This is a genomic window from Paenibacillus sp. CMM36, assembly GCF_053570945.1.
Genome location: NZ_JBSEDY010000008.1, coordinates 70,089 through 88,011, shown reverse-complemented (window position 1 = coordinate 88,011; position 17,923 = coordinate 70,089). Strand labels below are relative to the sequence as shown.

The window sequence follows — 17,923 nt, the reverse complement described above, 5'->3', positions numbered from 1 at the left end:
ATAAAAATCCTTTCCTGACTCGCTGTTTTTTTTACAAAAACAACCCTGCAATCGTTGCCGACAGCACGCTAACCAGCGTTGCCCCGTACAACAGCTTCAGACCAAAGCGGGCCACCACATTTCCCTGTTTTTCATGCAGACCCTTCACAGCCCCGGAAATGATACCGATGGATGAGAAGTTAGCAAAGGATACGAGGAATACCGATACGATCCCGATTGTACGCTCCGACAAGCCTGTTTGCTTGGTCAGATCCAGCATGGCCACAAATTCGTTGGATACGAGTTTGGTAGCCATAATGCTGCCCGCCTGAACGGCTTCGTTCCACGGAATACCCATGACAAAAGCGAAAGGCGCAAACACATATCCAAGCAGCGCCTGAAAGCTGATTCCAAACAACCAGGAGAAGATCCCGTTAACCATGGCAATCAGCGCCACAAAACCGATCAGCATCGCAGCTACCGTAATCGCAACCTTAAAGCCGTCCATAATATACTCCCCGAGCATTTCGAAGAAGGACTGCTTCTCTTCCTCCTGAACCTCCAGTAAATCGTCTTCCTTCTCAATCTTGTACGGATTAATAATAGAAGCGATAATGAAGCCGCCGAATAGGTTTAATACCAAAGCGGTAACCACATATTTGGGGTTTAACATTTGCATGTAAGCTCCCACAATCGACATGGACACCGTAGACATCGCAGACGCACACAGCGTATACAACCGATGTTTTGGCAGCAGACCAATTTGCTTCTTAACGGAAATAAACACCTCGGATTGACCCAAGATAGCCGAAGCTACAGCGTTGTAGGATTCCAGTTTACCCATTCCGTTTACTTTGCTCAAGACAAGCCCGATATATTTAATAATAAAAGGCAACACTTTTACATATTGCAAAATACCAATCAGCGCGGATATGAACACGATTGGCAGCAGTACACCGATAAAGAACGGTGCTGCTCCTTCATTCGCAATTCCGCCAAAAACAAAGTTAATCCCTTCAGTTGCATATGCCAAAAGACTATTAAACCCTTTTGCAAAACCTTTGACCAAAAATTCACCAATCCCTGTATGCAGTAATACAAAAGCTAGCGCTGCTTGCAGAACAACCATAACCACCAGCGGACGATACCTGATTTTGCGCTTGTCACTGCTGGCAACGTAAGTAAGTGCAAATACAACAAGCAGTCCTACCAGAGCGATTACATATTTCATTTAATTTCCCCCTTATTACATTAAGCGCTTACATTCCCCATAAAAAGAACGCGCCCCAAAGAGGCATTCTTTTTTTTATTTCCCCAGATCCGCAGGTCGAAAGGCACCCGGCAGTAATTGATCCACCGTCCACTCTTCCGTGTTGCCATGAAGGTTTGTCAGATAAATTTTGGTATCTTGATGAGCAAATTCGGAAATGACCTGACGACAGGCCCCACATGGAGACACAGGCCCTTCCGTATCAGCTACAACCGCAATCGAATCAATTTTCCGGCAGCCTTCGGATACCATTTTAAAAATCGCTGTCCGCTCTGCACAATTGCATAAGCCGTAGGAGGCATTTTCCACATTACATCCGTGATAAATCGTGCCATCGCTTCCGAGAACCGCAGCACCCACCTGAAAATTCGAATACGGAACATACGCCTGTTTACGCGCCTCAAGCGCTTTCTGAATCAATTGATCCTTCATTGCGAATCCCTCCATGACTTTAAAATAAACTTAGTAGGAAGATGTAGACTGCTCGCCCTCGATGATTTTCACACCGGAACTTGCACCGATCCGGCTTGCGCCAGCTTCTACTAATTTTTGCACGTCTTCCAGACTGCGTACACCGCCTGAAGCCTTGACACCAATCTCAGGTCCTACCGTTTTGCGCATCAAAGCCACATCTTCCGCAGTAGCTCCACCTGTTGAGAAGCCTGTCGAGGTTTTCACAAAATTCGCCCCCGCTTTGACGGACAGCTCACATGCCAGTACCTTCTCTTCGTCAGTCAGCAGGCAGGTCTCGATAATCACTTTTACCAGTGTACCAGCAGCTGCTTCCACGACCGCACGGATGTCCTGCTCGACGAGCTGTACATCACGTTCCTTCAAAGCGCCTATGTTAATAACCATATCAATTTCAGTCGCTCCGTTAGCAATAGCATCTTTCGTTTCAAATGCTTTCGTTGCGGACGTGCTCGCTCCCAGCGGGAAACCGATAACTGTACAGATGGCTACGCCTGTGCCTGCGAGCTGTTCTGCTGCATAAGCTACCCACGCCGGGTTCACACATACAGAAGCAAACTGATATTTTTTTGCCTCGGCAGTCAATTTCGTAATTTCATCCTTCGTCGCATCTGCACGCAACAATGTATGGTCGATTAATGCTGCAATGTTCATATCTAAAAGCTCCTTCATTAGATAAATAGTTGAAGACAAAAGTCCTTTATTTCTCTGTGATGAGATCATCATAGCACGGCTTTGAACATATGTAAAACACATTTTGAAATTATGTTCACGCTTGTACATAAGGCGTTCACCTACCATTCATATTACCCTGTAGGCACACGCCATAACCGTGTATTTTGCTGGATGGAGACGACTTGCTCTATTGTAAAAGTGCTTGTGCCGTAAACTGATCCGTCACCAAAATATTCGCATACTTGCCACGCAGCGATGCCCGAATGGCCTCCACTTTACGCTGGCCTCCAGCGACGAGAATGGACTTCTCCTTCTTTCGCAAATCAGGCAAATCAATCCCGACGGTACGACTATTGATTTCCTGACTGCATATATTGCCCTCAGCGTCAAAAAAGCGTGAGCAAATATCGCCCTTGCCAATTCTTTGCAGTAGCTTCTGCTCTTCCCCGTTAAAATAACCCAATCGGAACAGCAACGCATCCTCCTTGACCGTCCCCACCGTAAACACCGCGATGTTCGCCTGCTTGCCAAGTTCGATGATACGCTGGATATGCCGATCCTCCTCGACCATTTTCTTAACGGCGTGACTGTCGAAAATTACAGGCAGCGGCAAATACCTTGCTATGGTATGAAAGGCTTCTGCGAACAAATTCACGGTTTCCACAGCATATGTGTTGACATGTGAATGGCTCACGCCTCCCTTGAGCTGAACCACCTCAACTCCCTTGACCTGCTTTTGTTGGAGATGAAGCGCCACGGCATGCATGGTTGTTCCCCATGTCACTCCAATAATATCAGCATCCTGTACCGTTTCATGCAAATAATCGGCTGCTTTTTTGCTAATATGCTTCTTGATCTCCTGATATTCATTTAACGGCGAATAACAGACTAACACAGTATCCAGTCCGTATTTCTTCTTCACCTGCTCTCCGAGCGCGTCCATATCCTCCATCGGGTCCACAATACTAATCCGCACGTATCCTTGTTCCTTAGCAGCCTGAAGTAACCGCGATACCGTAGGACGCGAAACCCCGAGTCTGACCGCGATATCTTGCTGGCTGTAGTCGTTTAGATAGTATAATCTGGCTGCTTCGATACTTAATCGCTGCTTTTCATGATCCACTCTACCTCAACCCGCTTATCTTAAAATGTAGTGCCATCGGACACAGCTTTAGTCCCAAACATTATATATGAAGGGAAACTTGAAGCCACGCCTTGGCCGTATGGTTGTTATTTTGGAAGATTTAACTGCTCGTTTGTGATATTCTGTGAGTAACTACAACCATTTTACCGCATCCTCAACTTTATCGTTCCATCTGTCAAAACGCAATAGTTAACCCATTTTACCGCTCAATCACAACCTGTGATGGCTCATCTGAATAGATAAGGAGAATTGTTATGTCTGAATTTATTGTGTGCAGTCTAGCGGACAAAAAGTTCGCTTTAAACTTTGTGGAAGTAGAAGAAGTCATGAATGCTAAGAAGGGAACTCCGCTTCCCTTTTCCGAAGCATGGCATGAAGGAATGGTGACTATTCGCGGCAATGTATTTACGATCCTTAATTTACGCAAAAAACTGCTTCTTCCTGCATCCAGCGATTCCTCCGAGGACAAAATGATTTTGCTCAGCCGTGCGAAGATTGCTCTGCTTGTCGATCAGGTGGAGGACACGGCTTCTGCCGAGGACAGTCAGCTACAAAGCAATGAGGAAGAGTGGCAGCGCGAGTTGTTCCCTACTGTGATGGAGCATCAGGGTACCCTCATTCCGGTGATCGATATGGACGCTTTTCTCGCATCCACCAAGACGAACTAAAACGCAAAATACTCCCGAACCTTGAGGCGGCTTGCACTCATCGTTCGGGAGTATTTTCAGTTATTGGAGTCCCTGCCCCTCTTTCATGTGAACCAGCGTGTTCAGCTGCTCCAGCAACGTATTCCCGCCAGTTAGCGAAATCGTGCCAATCTTCTCGCAGATTTTTTCCATGAATTCTAGCTCTTTGAGACGATAGAGAGTGGCGTTCTCGTCCATCAGCTTGGCCGTATTGAGCAGACTACGAGTGGATGCCGTCTCTTCACGTCGTGTGATGAGGTTGGCCTGTGCCTTCTTCTCTGCCAACAGCACCGTATTCAGAATATCCTTGATATCCCCCGGCAAAATAATATCCTTCACCCCTGCTGACGTAAAAGTCACTCCATATTCGTCGCTCTGCTCATTCAGTCGAGTCAAAACATATACCGCAATCTCCTGCTTCATTTTCAGCAAATCATCCAGCTTCATCGTGCCAACGTATTCGCGTAACAACAGTTGAAGCATAATGTACATTTGCTCCTCGTATGCCCGGAATTCTAATGCCCGCAATGGGTCGATGATACGGTACTGACAGACGAAGTTGAGGCGCAGCGTAATTTTGTCCTCTGTCATGATTTCCTGTCCCATCAAGTCCATTTGCTGTTGTCGCATATCTATCGTTTTGATCTCTGTATTCACCGTGGACATCCAGAAATAATATTTACCCGGTTTCAGCTCACCCTGCAACACATTATCGTAATACAAAAATCCTAATTCATAGCTGCCCACCTGAAGCGCCTTCCAGAAGCCCGGTGTCTTGGACAAGAATGCTTGCCCCAATGCCTTATCAATTGCAGGCTGCCGAGTATCTGCACGAACAAAACGATGTTCCTTGAGCACGTTCCAATAAGCATATTTCCCAGCCGTCAGCAGCTCCACAAACCGATTATCCTCATAATGCAGCACATATTCATGGTCCTCTACATCAATGACATTCAATTGCTCAAGCAATAGGGGATCTGTCAAAAACAAACGAATATCATGGTCCGGTACAAAAAATGGTTCGGCTACATTCAAAATTTCAACCGCTTCCTGCTGAAATGTCTTCAATAGGTAAGTTCCTGGTTGCAACAATTTGTGGTAGCTTCCTTTTTTGAACAGCAATCCGCGCTCATCGGATTTAATTGTTATCTTCTTAAACATCGTATCACTCCTAGTATTTAGAATCCTCAACTTAAAAGAGTGTTTTTTTCTACGTGTGGCGCTCCGCGATCCATTTGATCTTCCAATCGCTGTTGCCCCTGAATTTTTGGATTTGATGAACCCCTTATAGGGTTAAACTTCAGGGGCAAAAGGCGAACGCTTCGCTTCTTCAGATTCAAATGGACCGCTCCGTAGCTGCCCGCCTTAAAATTAACACACTTTTAAAATGAGGATTTTTTATTTTTATTTGTTGTAGTAGGGTTAGGACCCTTGCAGAGCATCCCTCCGGTGTGAACGGCGGGGTCAAGCTTGAGGAAAAAGAAAGATACCGCCTGTTTTCGTGTTCTAGGGATGGGATTCATCAGCCCAACATCGACTGTGAATCCGTATCTCCGAAGCCTCGGGCCCTGTCGGCGCTTGCTCTCTCCGGTATCCGCTGGCCGCATAGCCATCGCCCCGGTATCTGTCATCAAGACCAGACATGGGATGCTCTTATCCGGGTCTTTTCATTGTTTTTATTCGATCATTCGAATACTCTACCAGAAGTCGCGTGGAAGGCGATTGGGAATCGAACCCTAATTGTTGGTGGATACGCAAGTTTACAGGATACCTGACCCCATCAGGGCAGGCACTGCGGGACCTTTGGAAATCCGCGCCTCGGTAATATCTTCCTGTATCAGCCTTTATCATTATCGCGTAATCTAGAACTCGCGAACATGGCGAAAGTATTACGACCCTATAAAAAACGAAAAAGACACAGGAGAAGCATATGTGCTTCCCTCGTGTCTTTCTCTCTATAGTTAACTAGTCGCGTTCGTATCTTAGGCCTGATCCACTAGGATGTTTTTTCGAAAACGGGATCAGCGCCTGGTGTTGGAAGTTCTGGAACGTCTGTCGTTGTTGAGGCAATCTGCTGGTGTGTATAGCTGAATGGAGGGGTCTCGTATTGCAATCCCGCCTTTTCATAGGTAAACCAATAGCTGACACCCTTCCCGATATCGAGGTCTGTTACCCGCTGCTCCCAGACACCGCCGTTGTTGGTCATCCGGTAATTGAGCTGTTGTCCACCCGTTAAAGTATAATGCACGTCAACATAGGCTGAGGCTGTTTTGGGTGTAAATTGAAGCAATGCTTCACGATCGCTGACAAAGCGAGCTCCTACTTTATAATCCTCCGTTTCTCCGCCGCCCTCATTACCGCCAGATGCTGCCTCCGTAGTTACCGATACAGCATGGCTTGCTGCAGATAGGTTACCAGCTGCATCGCGAGCCTTAACGGTAAAGCTGTAAGTGGAAGCTGCATTCAGCCCTGTAATTGATGCGGAAATACCGCTTATCTCTGCCGCCTGAGCCCCGTCCTTATAAACGATATACCCCGTAACGCCAACATTGTCTGTAGCTGCATCCCACTCCAGAGTGACTGTCGAAGCCGTTTTGGTCGTAACTCGTACATTCGTCGGGATGGACGGAGCCTCCGTATCAGGCTGCGGATTGCCACCGCCGCTTCCATTTCCGGCATTAAAGCTATTCGGCTGCACGGTAATACTGTGCCCATCTGAGAAGGTTACTGTTTTGACCTGGTCTGTAAAGTTGTAGGCCACATAGGTTTTTACACCGTTCTTATGAAATACGGCATAAATAGGTGAATTAGCGGTGATGCTGCGGTCGATGTTGCCTACAGCATCCAAATTATAGATCCAGTGGTAGGCATTCGCGTAATTATGTTTTCAAACTCACCCCATAAGACATTCACCCTATAAGTTATTCATCCCATTAACCATTCACCCTAATAAACGTTTAGTATATAAAAAAAGAATCCTCCAGGCCTTTTAGCCCTTCAGATCCTCTGTTTTGAATTTATAAGTTTTTGAGCCTTTGAGTTTTTGAGTATTTAGTTTCTTATGCCCTTCCCATGCTCCACAACATTTCGGAAAAAGAGTGACTTTGCGGTGGGCAGCAGCGGAGCGAAGGGGTTGAATCTGGAGAAGCGGAAGCGTTCGCCTTTGCAGTGGGATTCTTACCTTTAAATCTCTCATACAATCCGAAGAATCCCACTGCAACAGCGATCGGAAGATCAACCTCTCCGCGAAGCGCCTCCTCCACCCGAAAACAACTCACTCATTTTCCCCGCTCAAAATACCCTTCTATTTTCCAATCTACACCAACCTGTGTCACGCTCAAATCATGCAATGCCACCGCATCGCTCATCGCAGACACGCCTTCTCCCCCGAGAAATCCCGGGGCTGCACGTCCTCCAACCAGCTTCGGCGCCATATACAGCACCAGCTTGTCTGCCAGCCCTTGCTGCACGAACGAAGCGTTCACTTCGGCTCCGCCTTCCACGAACACCGATGACACCTCCGCTGCCCCCAGAATATCCAACATTTGCGGCAGGTTAACCCGATCGCTGTTTTCATCCTGTGTCGGATATACTTTTACACCCAGCTGTTCCAGCTGGCTTCGCTTGCCTTCATCGTAGGCCCGTCCTGTGAATATCCAGGTCGGAGCCTCCCCATCTGTAATGACACGAGCATCCAATGGAATTCGAAGCTTACTATCCAGAATGATACGAATCGGATTCCGTCCTTCTGGTAGACGAGTCGTAAGCTGAGGATTATCATGAATCACGGTCTGTACACCGACCAGGATTCCTACATGCTCGTGACGAAGACGATGCACATCCTCCCGTGCAGCCTCAGATGTGATCCACTTGCTTTCAGAGGTTCGAGTTGCAATTTTACCGTCCAGCGTTACTGCTGATTTGATCGTAATAAAAGGACGCTTGCTCACGATATATTGATTGAACACTTCATTCATGCGGATGGATTCCTGCTCACATACGCCGACAATGACCTCAATGCCTGCATCTTTCAAAATCTGCACCCCTCTGCCGGAAACCAGCGGGTTCGGGTCCAGCGCTGCAATCACCACTCGACGAATACCAGCCTTCACAATCGCTTCCGCGCACGGGCCTGTCCGGCCGTGATGGGAACACGGCTCCAGCGTTACGTAAATCGTCGCTCCCTGAGCGTGTTCACCCGCCATACGCAACGCATGAATCTCGGCATGTGGCTCGCCGGGCTTCAGATGAGCGCCGATCCCAACGATACGGCCGTTATTGACAATGACTGATCCGACGAGCGGATTCGGTTCTGTTTGCCCTTTAGCACTTCTGGCATTTTCCAGTGCCAGGCGCATATATTTTTCGTGAGTGGTCATAGAACCTCCCTGAGATCGGAATCCCGCAAATGGCCGGATCGTTCCACTTTTGTATTCAAATACCGTTCATTATATTGCGACACATCGCCCCAGAGCGGCATACGACCCGCCACATTCATACCCGATTTTTTCAAGGCATCCAGTTTTTTAGGATTATTTGTAATCAGGGTTACCGGCTTTTGTCTCAGGTGACGGAGCACACTAATGGCATCCGCATAGTTGCGTGTATCATCTTCAAAACCCAATTGATGATTGGCTTCCACGGTATCCATGCCTTCTTCCTGCAGAATATAAGCCATTGCTTTACTAAACAAACCAATTCCGCGGCCTTCATGGTTAGCCAGATAGAACAATGCACCCGTTCCATGTTCCACGATCATTTTCATGGACTGGTGGAGTTGAAATCCGCAATCACAACGCTTGCTACCAAAAATATCTCCAGTATGGCAAATACTATGCATGCGAACTAATGCATTTTCCGACTGCTCGAGATCGCCGTACACCAAAACGCTTGACTGTTGTCCCTCTGCCAAATCCAGTGTGGACAATCGCTTCACAATCGTCTCAGCGGTGGCATTCAGTAAGTCCTGACGATCTTCCTCATCCCGGACAGGCAACCAGCAATACCACTGAAAAACAACCGTTTCTCCTTCCAAATTAACTGGCAGCTTGATCGGTCCTACCAAAATCGTCGAAGATTGCTCTCCGCGAACGGTTTGAATTTTATCGTTAAGTAGCGTAGCTACATCTTTTTGGTTCATCTCTCTGCACCATCCTTTATATAAGCTCTATATAGAAAATGCCTAATTCTTTAAAGGCTAATCGTTATTGTTAGGGTCATAAATCATTGAACTCTGTGTAAGAAATGTTCATGAAACGTGGATTCCATCGTCAGTTGCCGTTCCTGAAGCTCGGTGACAGCCTGCCGTCGTCCGTCTTCGAACGCCTTTAGGTCTTCTGCGGTATAGCTCTTCTGTCGTAAACGAAGAAGCTCACTGGCTAGCACATCGGCATCCTTCAAAGCTGCATTCAAGCCAAAAGCTCCGGTAGGTGTCATGGTATGCGCCGCATCTCCAATAAGGACCAGTCCGTTCTGCGTCCAGGTGTCACTACGACTGCTGAAAATATCCAACGGTACGAAGTCCTTCCATGAACGAATATGATCATGCACACTATGCTTCAAATCTGGAAAAGCCTCTGTAAACCGTTGTATAAATGGTTCAAAGGATTGTTTAAACAGGGTTGGAAAGCTACTCTCCTCCACATTCCAGCCAATTTGAATATATCCCTCAGCCTGAGAGAATAAAGCCAACTGACCTCCATTGACCAGTGCCAGACGAGTGACGGGCTCCCACCCAGCAGGTGCCGTAATTTTCGCCCATAGCAGATCATAGCCGTGTCGAATGTTCGTCACAGGCATCTGCGCCAGCTTGCGCACAGTCGAATAGCGACCGTCTGCCCCTACAATCAACGAACTGTCAATCGTGATCTCATGACCGTTCTTATCGCGGGCGATCAAGCCCGTGTAGCCCTGCTCGCTGTTACCTTCCAACGCAGTCACAGTTGTACCCGCCAGGTAACGGAAGGACTCGTAGGTTGACGCCTGTTTGAGCAAAGCCTCCAAAAATCGAGGCTGTGGAATATGAACCCCCACATTACCATCAACTGATACTGGCTTGACCGTCTTCACTTGCCGCTGATGCCCCCAATATTCGATCCTTGTGGAGGCGAGAACATAGTTCTCATGAATTTGTTCGAGCAGCTTATGCCTTTGGATCACTTCCTGACCCTCATCATTCAAGATTTCACCGCGAAAGGCCTTTCCCGCTATGCTCTGTCGCTCAATCAATATCGTGGATACACCCTGCGCCGCCAGTAGACAGGACAACAAAGTCCCTGCGGGTCCCCCTCCAACTACGCACACTTCACATTCCAGCTTCATCCGACTTCCCCCTACACCCAAACCATAACCTCAACGATTAGTTCGTACCTGTTCATTTAATTACATCATTAATAATATCAAAAATAACATCAAATTAAGTTTAAATTTTAAGTATTCATATCTTAAGCTCCGTCTCAAAGCTAACAAGTTACTTTATGTAACAAAGTATATTTATATCATATCATTTCGTCAAGTAATAAATTTATGTAAAGTAAAATCATTTACTTTTAACAGTGAATCGTTAATAATAAGCATGAGGTGATCACATGAACATTCCGCAGATGTGTCCACGGTTTGAAAAGGCTATGGAACTACTGAGTAAGCGTTGGACGGTATTGATCGTATTTCAACTAACGAATGGTCCGCAACGTTTCGTCGCTATTGAGAATTCAATTCCTAATTTAAGTGGAAAGGTCCTTTCGGACCGTTTGAAAGAGCTGGAGGAAGAAGGAATCATACAACGTATGGTTTATCCTGAGAAGCCCGTACGGATTGAATACTCTCTTACGGATAAAGGACGCGATTTAGCTCCTTTGTTTGACCATATCGGTACTTGGGCTACACGCTGGATTGAGGTTCTACCAGCACTTGAACAGCAATGATTCTTATTGAAGCAGCTTCACGTCTACCGCTATTGTTCCTAGACTAATATGATAAAAACACAGACTGCTAACATGCCAAAGAACGCCTTTGCTCTAAGTACAATTGTACTCATAGTGCAAGGCGTTCTATTTTTCATATGAAGGAACTTTAAACGTTTCCCTCACCGCTGCGTTGCATTTCCTCACGTATGGATTGCACCCGTTTTTTCCCCCAGTCATACATCATCTCCACAATGGGTAAAATCGTCATCCCCAGCTCGGTCATCGAATACTCCACCTTTGGAGGTACCTCGGGATACACTTCCCGGTGCACAATACCGTCCTCCATCAACTCCCGCAACTGATTGGTCAGCACTTTATGCGACAGCTTCGGAAACAGCCTTTGCAGGTCACTGAAACGATGCGCTCCTTCCACACCCAGATGCCATAAAATGACGACCTTCCATTTTCCGCTTAACACTGACAAGGTTAGTTCCTTTTCGCAGTTATAGTCTCCGTTAACGATCTTCTCCCGTATTTCTTCTCTTAGCGTATCAGACATATATAATTAACTCCTTCTAAATCATCATGGTCTTGCACTCTAATAGTAACCTGCAGGTAACCTCCGTACTTGAAAGTGCATTCTTCACAGCCTGACGAAGCCATCCTACAATAGTAGATAACGTTACACATTCAAGGAGGAATAAAGTATGAGTAAAAAAGCTCTTTTTATTATACCCCCAGAGCGCTTTAATGAGGATGAATTGTTTAAACCGAAGGAAGCGCTGGAGCAAGCAGGCGTTACCGTGACCCTAGCTAGTACAAAAACAGGCGAAATCACGGGTGACTACAACGGTAAAGCGACAGCTGATCTTGTTTTTACAAACGCTGTGCTGGCTGATTATGATGTGGTGTCTGTGATCGGTGGCTCAGGAACGAATGATCATCTGTGGAATAACGCGGATCTCCAAGCTTTGCTGAAACAAACCCATGAGCAAAAAACTTTATTGGCTGGCATCTGCGCAGGCTCTGTAGCCGTGGCTCAAACCGGACTACTCTCTGGTAGAACGGCTACATGCTATCCAGTGGATGTACAAAAGGATCAGCTTCAAGTGCATCAAGCCGAATATCTCGCTCAGCATGTCGTTGCGCATAGTGACATTATTACAGCCGATGGCCCAGATGGTGCACAGGAATTCGGCGCAGCCCTCGTTCAAGCTCTGCAATAAGCACATTCTCGAAGTTCCAGATGGCACTTTAAACAGCACTTCAACAAGCCGCATCACGTCCTTTCTATTGTATGGGACCTGATGTGGCTTCTTTGTGTCATTTTCATGCTTAAGTGATTAATTTAATTGTATGGTCCTGGATTTTCGTGTTAGCTTTAAACAATCGACGTTTAGCATAGGAGGCTTATATGCCGTGTTTATGAAAGGCAAAATACATTTACATCAGGTAACGTCCGAATCGTTGCGACTGGGCGCCTTACTATCATTAGTAGGGGGCTTTTTGGACACATATACCTTTGTTGGAAGAGGCGGTGTTTTCGCCAACGCACAGACAGGCAATATCGTGCTGCTGGCTGTCAAAGTCATTCAGGGGCACTGGATTCAGGCGTTATCCTATATCCCGCCCCTGATCGCCTTTTCACTGGGGGTTTTTGTTGCTGAAGGGATTAAACGAAAATCAACCCACCGTTTAACTCCGGACTGGACCCGCGCAATTCTTTTACTGGAAATTGCGATTTTTTTCATCGTGGGATTGATTCCGCAAGGAGTTCCCAATACGGTAGTGGTGGTGATCGTCTCGTTCGTCGCTTCCGTGCAAATGACTTCCTTCCGCAAGCTCATTGATGTGCCGTACACCTCCACGGTCAGCACCGGTAACCTCCGATCAGCTATCGAGGCTGTGTATGTCGCCGTAACGACCAAGGACACGAACGCTGCCATTCGAGCGATGCGTTATGGTGTCATCCTGGCAGCCTTCTTGGTAGGAGCCTTGCTGGGGGGATTTCTAACTTTGACAATTGGGGATAAAGCCGTTTGGGGCGCTGTTGTTGCACTTATTTTTTCTTTTATTTTATTTACAGAAAAGGAAAAGTGGAAGCTTCCCCTACGCCACTAATCCTCCATTACATCAGCCCTGAACGAACTGGCGCTGGGCCGTTTCAAAGAAATTCAAAAGGTCTTCACGGGACGGGAATGCAGCCTGAGCTGATTGGTTGCTACCGCCCCCCTTACCGTGAAATGCCCCCAGATTCTCTTTCAAAAATGCTCCGCAGCTAACAGACTGGGTGCCGTTATGTGCCAGAAGGATTTTGTTTTCTGCTGTTGTGGCAAATAGAACAAGCAAATCATGCTCAGCTGTCAGCTTGGTAGCCAATTGCTGCATGTCCTGCAGGGATTTTTGTTCGAATACATGAGCAAGAACATGCCCCCGCACAGCAGATAGCAACTCTTTCGCCTGGTACGAAGCATTTTCCTCTTGTAGGAGCTCCACTTGCGCCTTAAGCTGTTTATGCTCCTGCTCCCACTTTTCGAATCGGGTCAAAATATCTTTTCGCCCGGTATTGAACTTCATAGATAACACGTCCAATATCTGAACACTATCGTTAAAATCCTGGAGTGCGCGAGCGCCACATTTGAAATGGATTCTTGCCATCCCCTTCTGCTTCTCCCATTTTAAGCATTTAATGATTCCAATTTCCCCGGTCTGAGCTACATGTGTGCCACCGCAAGCATTATATTCAATGCCCTCGATCTCGACAATCCGAATATTTTCTGTCACTTTGGGCGTTTTCACAAGCGGAATGTCCTTCAATTGCTCACGGGTTACAAAATAACTTTTTATGCTGCGATTACTATAGATTTGCTGATTTACTTCCTGCTCGATTGCCGATAGCTGCGCAGGCGTTATATCCGAACAGTTCACATCAATCGTGTCATATTCTTGTCCCAGATGAAAGCTTTCCGTACGGGCACCCAACAACTCTAGACAAACCGCTGACAGCAAGTGCTGCCCGCTATGCTGCTGCATATGATCAAATCTGCGTTCCCAATCCAATCGGCAGGCTACTTTCCGATCCTCCGGCAAACGCTCTACCTGATGCCAAATATCCCCTTCTTCGAGAACAACATCTAATACACGGACGCCCTGAATTGTTCCTGTATCACAAGGCTGGCCTCCACCATGCGGATAAAAGGCCGTTTCCTCCAGCGTAACCAAATATTTTCCGTCTCTTTCCATGCTCTGTGTAATATGAGTGTCCCACTCCGTAAGATTTGGAGCAGTGTAGTATAATTTTGTCGTCATTCCAGGTTCCTCACTTTTGGGTTTTTGGTCTCGTGCGATATCCACTTATTATCAAGCACTTCATTGTAAATATCAATGTAGGGAAAAGCTTGAACCATGGCACGAACAACCTCCATATGGTGAACAATCGCATGACGATTAACAAAGTTTAGCTTGAAATTCATTTTTGAATAGATTAAGATTAGTCGGCTAACTAATTTATTGATTGGAACATACTGTAAGAAGAAAGGAGAACCTTATGGATTTTGATTTACGGGACTTGCCCACTCGTGAGGCGCTACAAGAATTTTCTATGCGTATCCCCGAGATTGATGTAAGAGCAACAGAAGCTATGCTATTTTTTATGCGGGTATCTTCCAGCGTCTTTAAAGTCAGCTTTGAGGGCTTTGAGAAGTTCGGTATATCTCATGGGAAATTTTCAATATTAATTCTTCTATACCGCAACATCCATACAGGATTGCTGGCTACAGAGCTTGCGGAGAAAGTAGGGGTTAGCAAGCCTACTGTTACCGGTCTGCTTGACCGCCTGGAACGCGATGGGCTTATTATTCGATCTGTTCATCCTTCCGACCGCCGTATGAGCATTGTTAAACTGACCGAACAAGGAACAGAAATGATGGAAAGACTGCTGCCTATACATTTTACAAGCACTTCCACACTGATGAGCCACCTGTCCACCGATGAAAAGGAATTGCTCCTGACGTTACTGCAAAAAATAGAAAGTGGCATCCCTCAAGCAAAAGAGATATATAAAGCAGCAAAACCAGAATAAGTTTTAATTTTGTGTTTTAGTTAGCCGACTAACTTTTAAATTATTAAATAAAAGAATAAATAAAATGTACATATCAGGATATTTATTCGAGTCTATGTTTAACCCATTTTATGAATCTAAGGAGCGTATTACCCATGAATCGCACACAAGCCACCAGCCTCATCATCCCTCTCATTTCTATCGCCTGTCTGATCGGCGGGGGTTTCCTGCTCCAGACCAACGGACAAGATCAAGTCAATGCTTCGCGATCCGTTAAAGGCACAACACTAAATGCGGATAGCATTCATGTATCTTTTGAACAAGTAGGAGGCAAAGTCCTGAACATCCCGGTAACAGAAGAAACGAAGGTGAAAAAAGGAACTGTCCTTATGACTTTGGATTCCACAGATGTGGATCTGCAAATTGAGCAGCTGCGGACACAAATTGCCCAGTTCAATACGCAAATCAGCCAACAACAACAATCCATCAATTTAGGCTATACACGGGCAGCAACTCAGGAAAAACAGGCACAGCTAGATATCGCGCAAGCTCAAGTGACTGAGAGTAAAAGTCAGGCAGCATTGCAGCGGGCACAAGCGGCTGAGCGTCAAGCCACTGCTGCGGAACAACAGGTCAATAACGGGGTTCGGGATGAAGATGTTCAGCAGCAACGAATTGCTGTAGCCTCAGCAACCAAAAACGTTCAGACTGCGCAGACCAACTATAAGCGTAATAAAGCACTCTATGATGCAGGAAGTGCATCCAAAGCAGCGTTGGATGATGCCGAATCCTCTTTGACTTTAGCGACAAATCAGTTGAGTCAGCAAAAAGAGGCTCTACAAAAGCTACTTCATGGTGCCACTTCTGAAGAACGTATGCAGGCCAGTGAACAGACGACACAAGCAGCCGTTTCGGTAAAACAAGCCGAGGAAGAAATTCGCGGTGCCCAATTGTCCGTCGATCGTTCCAAGACCCAGCTGGAAACCATTCAGCAGAGTCGTCAACAGTTGGCAGATCAGAAGCTGGCTATTGACCTTTTAAAGCAACAAAAAGACACACAGGAAGTTCAGCTTAAAACGTTGCTGCTCAAAAAAGAACGCCTGGTGTTAAAAGCACCACAGGATGGCAAGGTGACTTCGATTAGTACCAAAGTCGGCGAAAATGTGGCGCAAGGTGCTCCTGTGATTACCCTGGAAACCAACGATTTATATTACGATCTCTATGTGAATGAAGAACAAGCGGGGAAATTCAAGGCCAATCAAGAAATTAAAACTCATATCTCTGGTCTCAATAAGGACTTGAAAGGTACGGTACGCTATGTAACTGCTGCACCACAATTCGCTAATGTGAAGATGTCCCGTGAAAAAGGAGAAGCAGATACCGCTACATTCCAGGTACGTGTATATGTAACAAGAGAAGCAGCTTTGCTACCAGGCATGACAGTTGAGGTGAATACAAATGAAATCTCTTCGTGATGAATGGTCGTATCTGGTTCACTCCAAGTATCCGATTATAGCTATTATCTTCCCATTGATTGCCGTACTGGGGTATTCACTGTTGCTCCCAAGCAGCCAAATTAACGACGCTAACGTGGTAGTGGTGGATCAAGATAACACAGCTTACAGCCGTGAGTTCATTCAGAAAATAGATGCTTCCCCGTATATGAACGTAGCTGAGATTGTTTCGTATACGGACAACCCTGAACAGTATTTTTATCATGAGCAATATTTGGCTGTTATTTCATTGCCGCATGGTTTAGAGGACAATCACAATCGTTCCCTCTCCAGCCGCGTGGGTCTCATTCTCGATAATACCAATGTACAATCTATTACTTCGATTCGTACAGCTATGCAGGAAATTAGCGTTTCCGAGAATATGGAACTGTCTGTTCCAGCTATGTTGAAAACCGGGATGAACGCAGAACAGGCTCAAGGGGCCCTCAATGGTATCGCCTTGGAAGTGCGTTCCATGTTTAATCCAACGAATGACTATCAGAATACGACGATACTTGCATTCACTTGTATGTTCTCTTTTATGATACTGAATATAAATAGCTTACCTCTGGTCGCCAGACTCCGGGTTTCCAAGAGGCTGGCTGCTGAGCTGCAAAATCCGTTCAACATCCTGCTGCGTATGCTTCCTTATACGCTGTTTTCGACGGCTGGCTTAATCTTCTCTCTAGGGATGCTTAAAGTGTTTGGGGGAGGCCGTTTCGAGGCCAATCCAATTCTCTTTATAATTCCAGTTGTCCTGTATGTATTCGGTACCGTTTGTATCAATGTCCTGGTTGCATGGGGCGCTGCACATCCGGGAATAGCCATTGGCAGAATGGTGATGATACTCATGCCTGCTTTTGTTCTATCAGGGGCTGTTCTTTCCAGATCACTGTTTCCACCTTTAGCGATTCAAATCGGTGATTTCTTCCCCTTTGTATGGATGTATAAATTCCTGCGCACTATGGGTCTGCGTGGTGCACCTTTGCAGGAGATGCTTCCCGAACTCGGTTCTCTGTTACTATATGTGGGTGTACTCTCCTTGCTGGTGATCGCCAGAGCCCTATGGGAGAAACAGAAGCTGGCCAAGCAGACTGCGGGCACTGCTTCTGAAAAGGGATTACCACATCCCGTTGTTCCAGCAAGCACAACTGGCGGCGGGTTATCTATGCAAGGGGCACCATCAGCACCTATGCACGAGCCTATAAAAGGATAGAGTCTCGTCTACAAAATAAAAAAG

At 46.3% G+C, this 17,923-nt stretch carries 18 protein-coding genes; 7 read left to right on the top strand and 11 right to left on the bottom strand.

The features are described from left to right. Positions 1-31 precede the first annotated feature (31 nt). From ACWA2B_RS16735 to ACWA2B_RS16720, 4 genes are all read right to left on the bottom strand, one after another. Positions 32-1,210, bottom strand: coding sequence for a NupC/NupG family nucleoside CNT transporter (locus ACWA2B_RS16735; RefSeq protein ID WP_449292438.1), 1,179 nt, complete (start codon positions 1,208-1,210; stop codon positions 32-34). 75 nt (positions 1,211-1,285) lie between these two features. Continuing rightward, on the bottom strand, positions 1,286-1,681 hold the full coding sequence (locus tag ACWA2B_RS16730) for a cytidine deaminase (protein WP_029519322.1): 396 nt from the start codon (positions 1,679-1,681) through the stop codon (positions 1,286-1,288). 30 nt (positions 1,682-1,711) lie between these two features. Then, complete coding sequence (gene deoC / locus ACWA2B_RS16725) at positions 1,712-2,374, bottom strand: deoxyribose-phosphate aldolase (protein WP_029519323.1); 663 nt, start codon at positions 2,372-2,374, stop codon at positions 1,712-1,714. 208 nt (positions 2,375-2,582) lie between these two features. Continuing rightward, positions 2,583-3,518: a sugar-binding transcriptional regulator gene (locus ACWA2B_RS16720; protein WP_023990386.1), complete on the bottom strand. Its 936-nt coding sequence runs from the start codon at positions 3,516-3,518 to the stop codon at positions 2,583-2,585. Positions 3,519-3,793: 275 nt separating this feature from the next. Between ACWA2B_RS16720 and ACWA2B_RS16715 the strand changes: the two genes are divergently transcribed. After that, positions 3,794-4,207: a chemotaxis protein CheW gene (locus ACWA2B_RS16715; protein WP_029519325.1), complete on the top strand. Its 414-nt coding sequence runs from the start codon at positions 3,794-3,796 to the stop codon at positions 4,205-4,207. Positions 4,208-4,267: 60 nt separating this feature from the next. Here ACWA2B_RS16715 and ACWA2B_RS16710 read toward each other — a convergent pair whose 3' ends face one another. The 5 genes from ACWA2B_RS16710 to ACWA2B_RS16690 form a co-directional block, all read right to left on the bottom strand. After that, the gene (locus ACWA2B_RS16710) at positions 4,268-5,386 is read right to left on the bottom strand and encodes a slipin family protein (RefSeq protein WP_029519326.1); all 1,119 of its coding nucleotides are present in this window, start codon (positions 5,384-5,386) and stop codon (positions 4,268-4,270) included. Positions 5,387-6,221: 835 nt separating this feature from the next. Next, complete coding sequence (locus ACWA2B_RS16705) at positions 6,222-7,073, bottom strand: fibronectin type III domain-containing protein (RefSeq protein WP_430025439.1); 852 nt, start codon at positions 7,071-7,073, stop codon at positions 6,222-6,224. A gap of 430 nt (positions 7,074-7,503) precedes the next feature. Next, positions 7,504-8,604 (bottom strand): bifunctional diaminohydroxyphosphoribosylaminopyrimidine deaminase/5-amino-6-(5-phosphoribosylamino)uracil reductase RibD, encoded by a 1,101-nt coding sequence (ribD, locus tag ACWA2B_RS16700; protein ID WP_029519328.1) that lies wholly within the window; start codon positions 8,602-8,604, stop codon positions 7,504-7,506. Next, complete coding sequence (locus ACWA2B_RS16695) at positions 8,601-9,365, bottom strand: GTP cyclohydrolase II (RefSeq protein WP_029519329.1); 765 nt, start codon at positions 9,363-9,365, stop codon at positions 8,601-8,603. Before ACWA2B_RS16695 ends, ribD begins: the two co-directional genes overlap by 4 nt. 83 nt (positions 9,366-9,448) lie before the next feature. Further along, positions 9,449-10,546 carry an FAD-dependent monooxygenase gene (locus ACWA2B_RS16690; protein WP_340886471.1) on the bottom strand — a complete coding sequence of 366 codons (1,098 nt, stop codon included), beginning with the start codon at positions 10,544-10,546 and terminating at the stop codon, positions 9,449-9,451. Positions 10,547-10,812: 266 nt separating this feature from the next. On the opposite strand from ACWA2B_RS16690, the gene ACWA2B_RS16685 reads away from it, so the two are divergent. After that, positions 10,813-11,148 (top strand): winged helix-turn-helix transcriptional regulator, encoded by a 336-nt coding sequence (locus tag ACWA2B_RS16685; RefSeq protein WP_013312049.1) that lies wholly within the window; start codon positions 10,813-10,815, stop codon positions 11,146-11,148. A 148-nt stretch (positions 11,149-11,296) separates the two neighbouring features. Here ACWA2B_RS16685 and ACWA2B_RS16680 read toward each other — a convergent pair whose 3' ends face one another. After that, positions 11,297-11,689, bottom strand: a complete 393-nt coding sequence (locus ACWA2B_RS16680; RefSeq protein ID WP_013312050.1) for a winged helix-turn-helix transcriptional regulator — start codon at positions 11,687-11,689, stop codon at positions 11,297-11,299. A gap of 148 nt (positions 11,690-11,837) precedes the next feature. Here ACWA2B_RS16680 and ACWA2B_RS16675 point away from each other — a divergent pair, with 148 nt between their 5' ends. Together ACWA2B_RS16675 and ACWA2B_RS16670 are read left to right on the top strand one after the other, a co-directional pair. Continuing rightward, complete coding sequence (locus ACWA2B_RS16675) at positions 11,838-12,356, top strand: DJ-1/PfpI family protein (protein WP_029519332.1); 519 nt, start codon at positions 11,838-11,840, stop codon at positions 12,354-12,356. 193 nt (positions 12,357-12,549) lie between these two features. Then, positions 12,550-13,251, top strand: coding sequence for a YoaK family protein (locus ACWA2B_RS16670; protein WP_029519333.1), 702 nt, complete (start codon positions 12,550-12,552; stop codon positions 13,249-13,251). A gap of 12 nt (positions 13,252-13,263) precedes the next feature. Here ACWA2B_RS16670 and ACWA2B_RS16665 read toward each other — a convergent pair whose 3' ends face one another. Next, positions 13,264-14,439 carry an alanyl-tRNA editing protein gene (locus ACWA2B_RS16665; RefSeq protein WP_069011590.1) on the bottom strand — a complete coding sequence of 392 codons (1,176 nt, stop codon included), beginning with the start codon at positions 14,437-14,439 and terminating at the stop codon, positions 13,264-13,266. 238 nt (positions 14,440-14,677) lie between these two features. Between ACWA2B_RS16665 and ACWA2B_RS16660 the strand changes: the two genes are divergently transcribed. From ACWA2B_RS16660 to ACWA2B_RS16650, 3 genes are all read left to right on the top strand, one after another. Beyond that, on the top strand, positions 14,678-15,211 hold the full coding sequence (locus ACWA2B_RS16660; RefSeq protein WP_029519335.1) for a MarR family winged helix-turn-helix transcriptional regulator: 534 nt from the start codon (positions 14,678-14,680) through the stop codon (positions 15,209-15,211). Positions 15,212-15,345: 134 nt separating this feature from the next. After that, positions 15,346-16,665 carry an HlyD family secretion protein gene (locus tag ACWA2B_RS16655; RefSeq protein WP_209949883.1) on the top strand — a complete coding sequence of 440 codons (1,320 nt, stop codon included), beginning with the start codon at positions 15,346-15,348 and terminating at the stop codon, positions 16,663-16,665. Further along, positions 16,649-17,899 (top strand): ABC transporter permease, encoded by a 1,251-nt coding sequence (locus ACWA2B_RS16650; RefSeq protein WP_069011593.1) that lies wholly within the window; start codon positions 16,649-16,651, stop codon positions 17,897-17,899. Before ACWA2B_RS16655 ends, ACWA2B_RS16650 begins: the two co-directional genes overlap by 17 nt. Positions 17,900-17,923: the final 24 nt, after the last annotated feature.

Coding starts and splice junctions, on each gene's coding strand:
- ACWA2B_RS16675 (WP_029519332.1), top strand. CDS start 11,838: ATGAGTAAAAAAGCTCTTTTTATTATACCCCCAGAGCGCTTTAATGAG.
- ACWA2B_RS16690 (WP_340886471.1), bottom strand. CDS start 10,546: ATGAAGCTGGAATGTGAAGTGTGCGTAGTTGGAGGGGGACCCGCAGGG.
- ACWA2B_RS16695 (WP_029519329.1), bottom strand. CDS start 9,365: ATGAACCAAAAAGATGTAGCTACGCTACTTAACGATAAAATTCAAACC.
- ribD (WP_029519328.1), bottom strand. CDS start 8,604: ATGACCACTCACGAAAAATATATGCGCCTGGCACTGGAAAATGCCAGA.
- ACWA2B_RS16715 (WP_029519325.1), top strand. CDS start 3,794: ATGTCTGAATTTATTGTGTGCAGTCTAGCGGACAAAAAGTTCGCTTTA.
- ACWA2B_RS16660 (WP_029519335.1), top strand. CDS start 14,678: ATGGATTTTGATTTACGGGACTTGCCCACTCGTGAGGCGCTACAAGAA.
- ACWA2B_RS16650 (WP_069011593.1), top strand. CDS start 16,649: ATGAAATCTCTTCGTGATGAATGGTCGTATCTGGTTCACTCCAAGTAT.
- ACWA2B_RS16730 (WP_029519322.1), bottom strand. CDS start 1,681: ATGAAGGATCAATTGATTCAGAAAGCGCTTGAGGCGCGTAAACAGGCG.
- ACWA2B_RS16685 (WP_013312049.1), top strand. CDS start 10,813: ATGAACATTCCGCAGATGTGTCCACGGTTTGAAAAGGCTATGGAACTA.
- deoC (WP_029519323.1), bottom strand. CDS start 2,374: ATGAACATTGCAGCATTAATCGACCATACATTGTTGCGTGCAGATGCG.
- ACWA2B_RS16680 (WP_013312050.1), bottom strand. CDS start 11,689: ATGTCTGATACGCTAAGAGAAGAAATACGGGAGAAGATCGTTAACGGA.
- ACWA2B_RS16710 (WP_029519326.1), bottom strand. CDS start 5,386: ATGTTTAAGAAGATAACAATTAAATCCGATGAGCGCGGATTGCTGTTC.
- ACWA2B_RS16735 (WP_449292438.1), bottom strand. CDS start 1,210: ATGAAATATGTAATCGCTCTGGTAGGACTGCTTGTTGTATTTGCACTT.
- ACWA2B_RS16665 (WP_069011590.1), bottom strand. CDS start 14,439: ATGACGACAAAATTATACTACACTGCTCCAAATCTTACGGAGTGGGAC.
- ACWA2B_RS16655 (WP_209949883.1), top strand. CDS start 15,346: ATGAATCGCACACAAGCCACCAGCCTCATCATCCCTCTCATTTCTATC.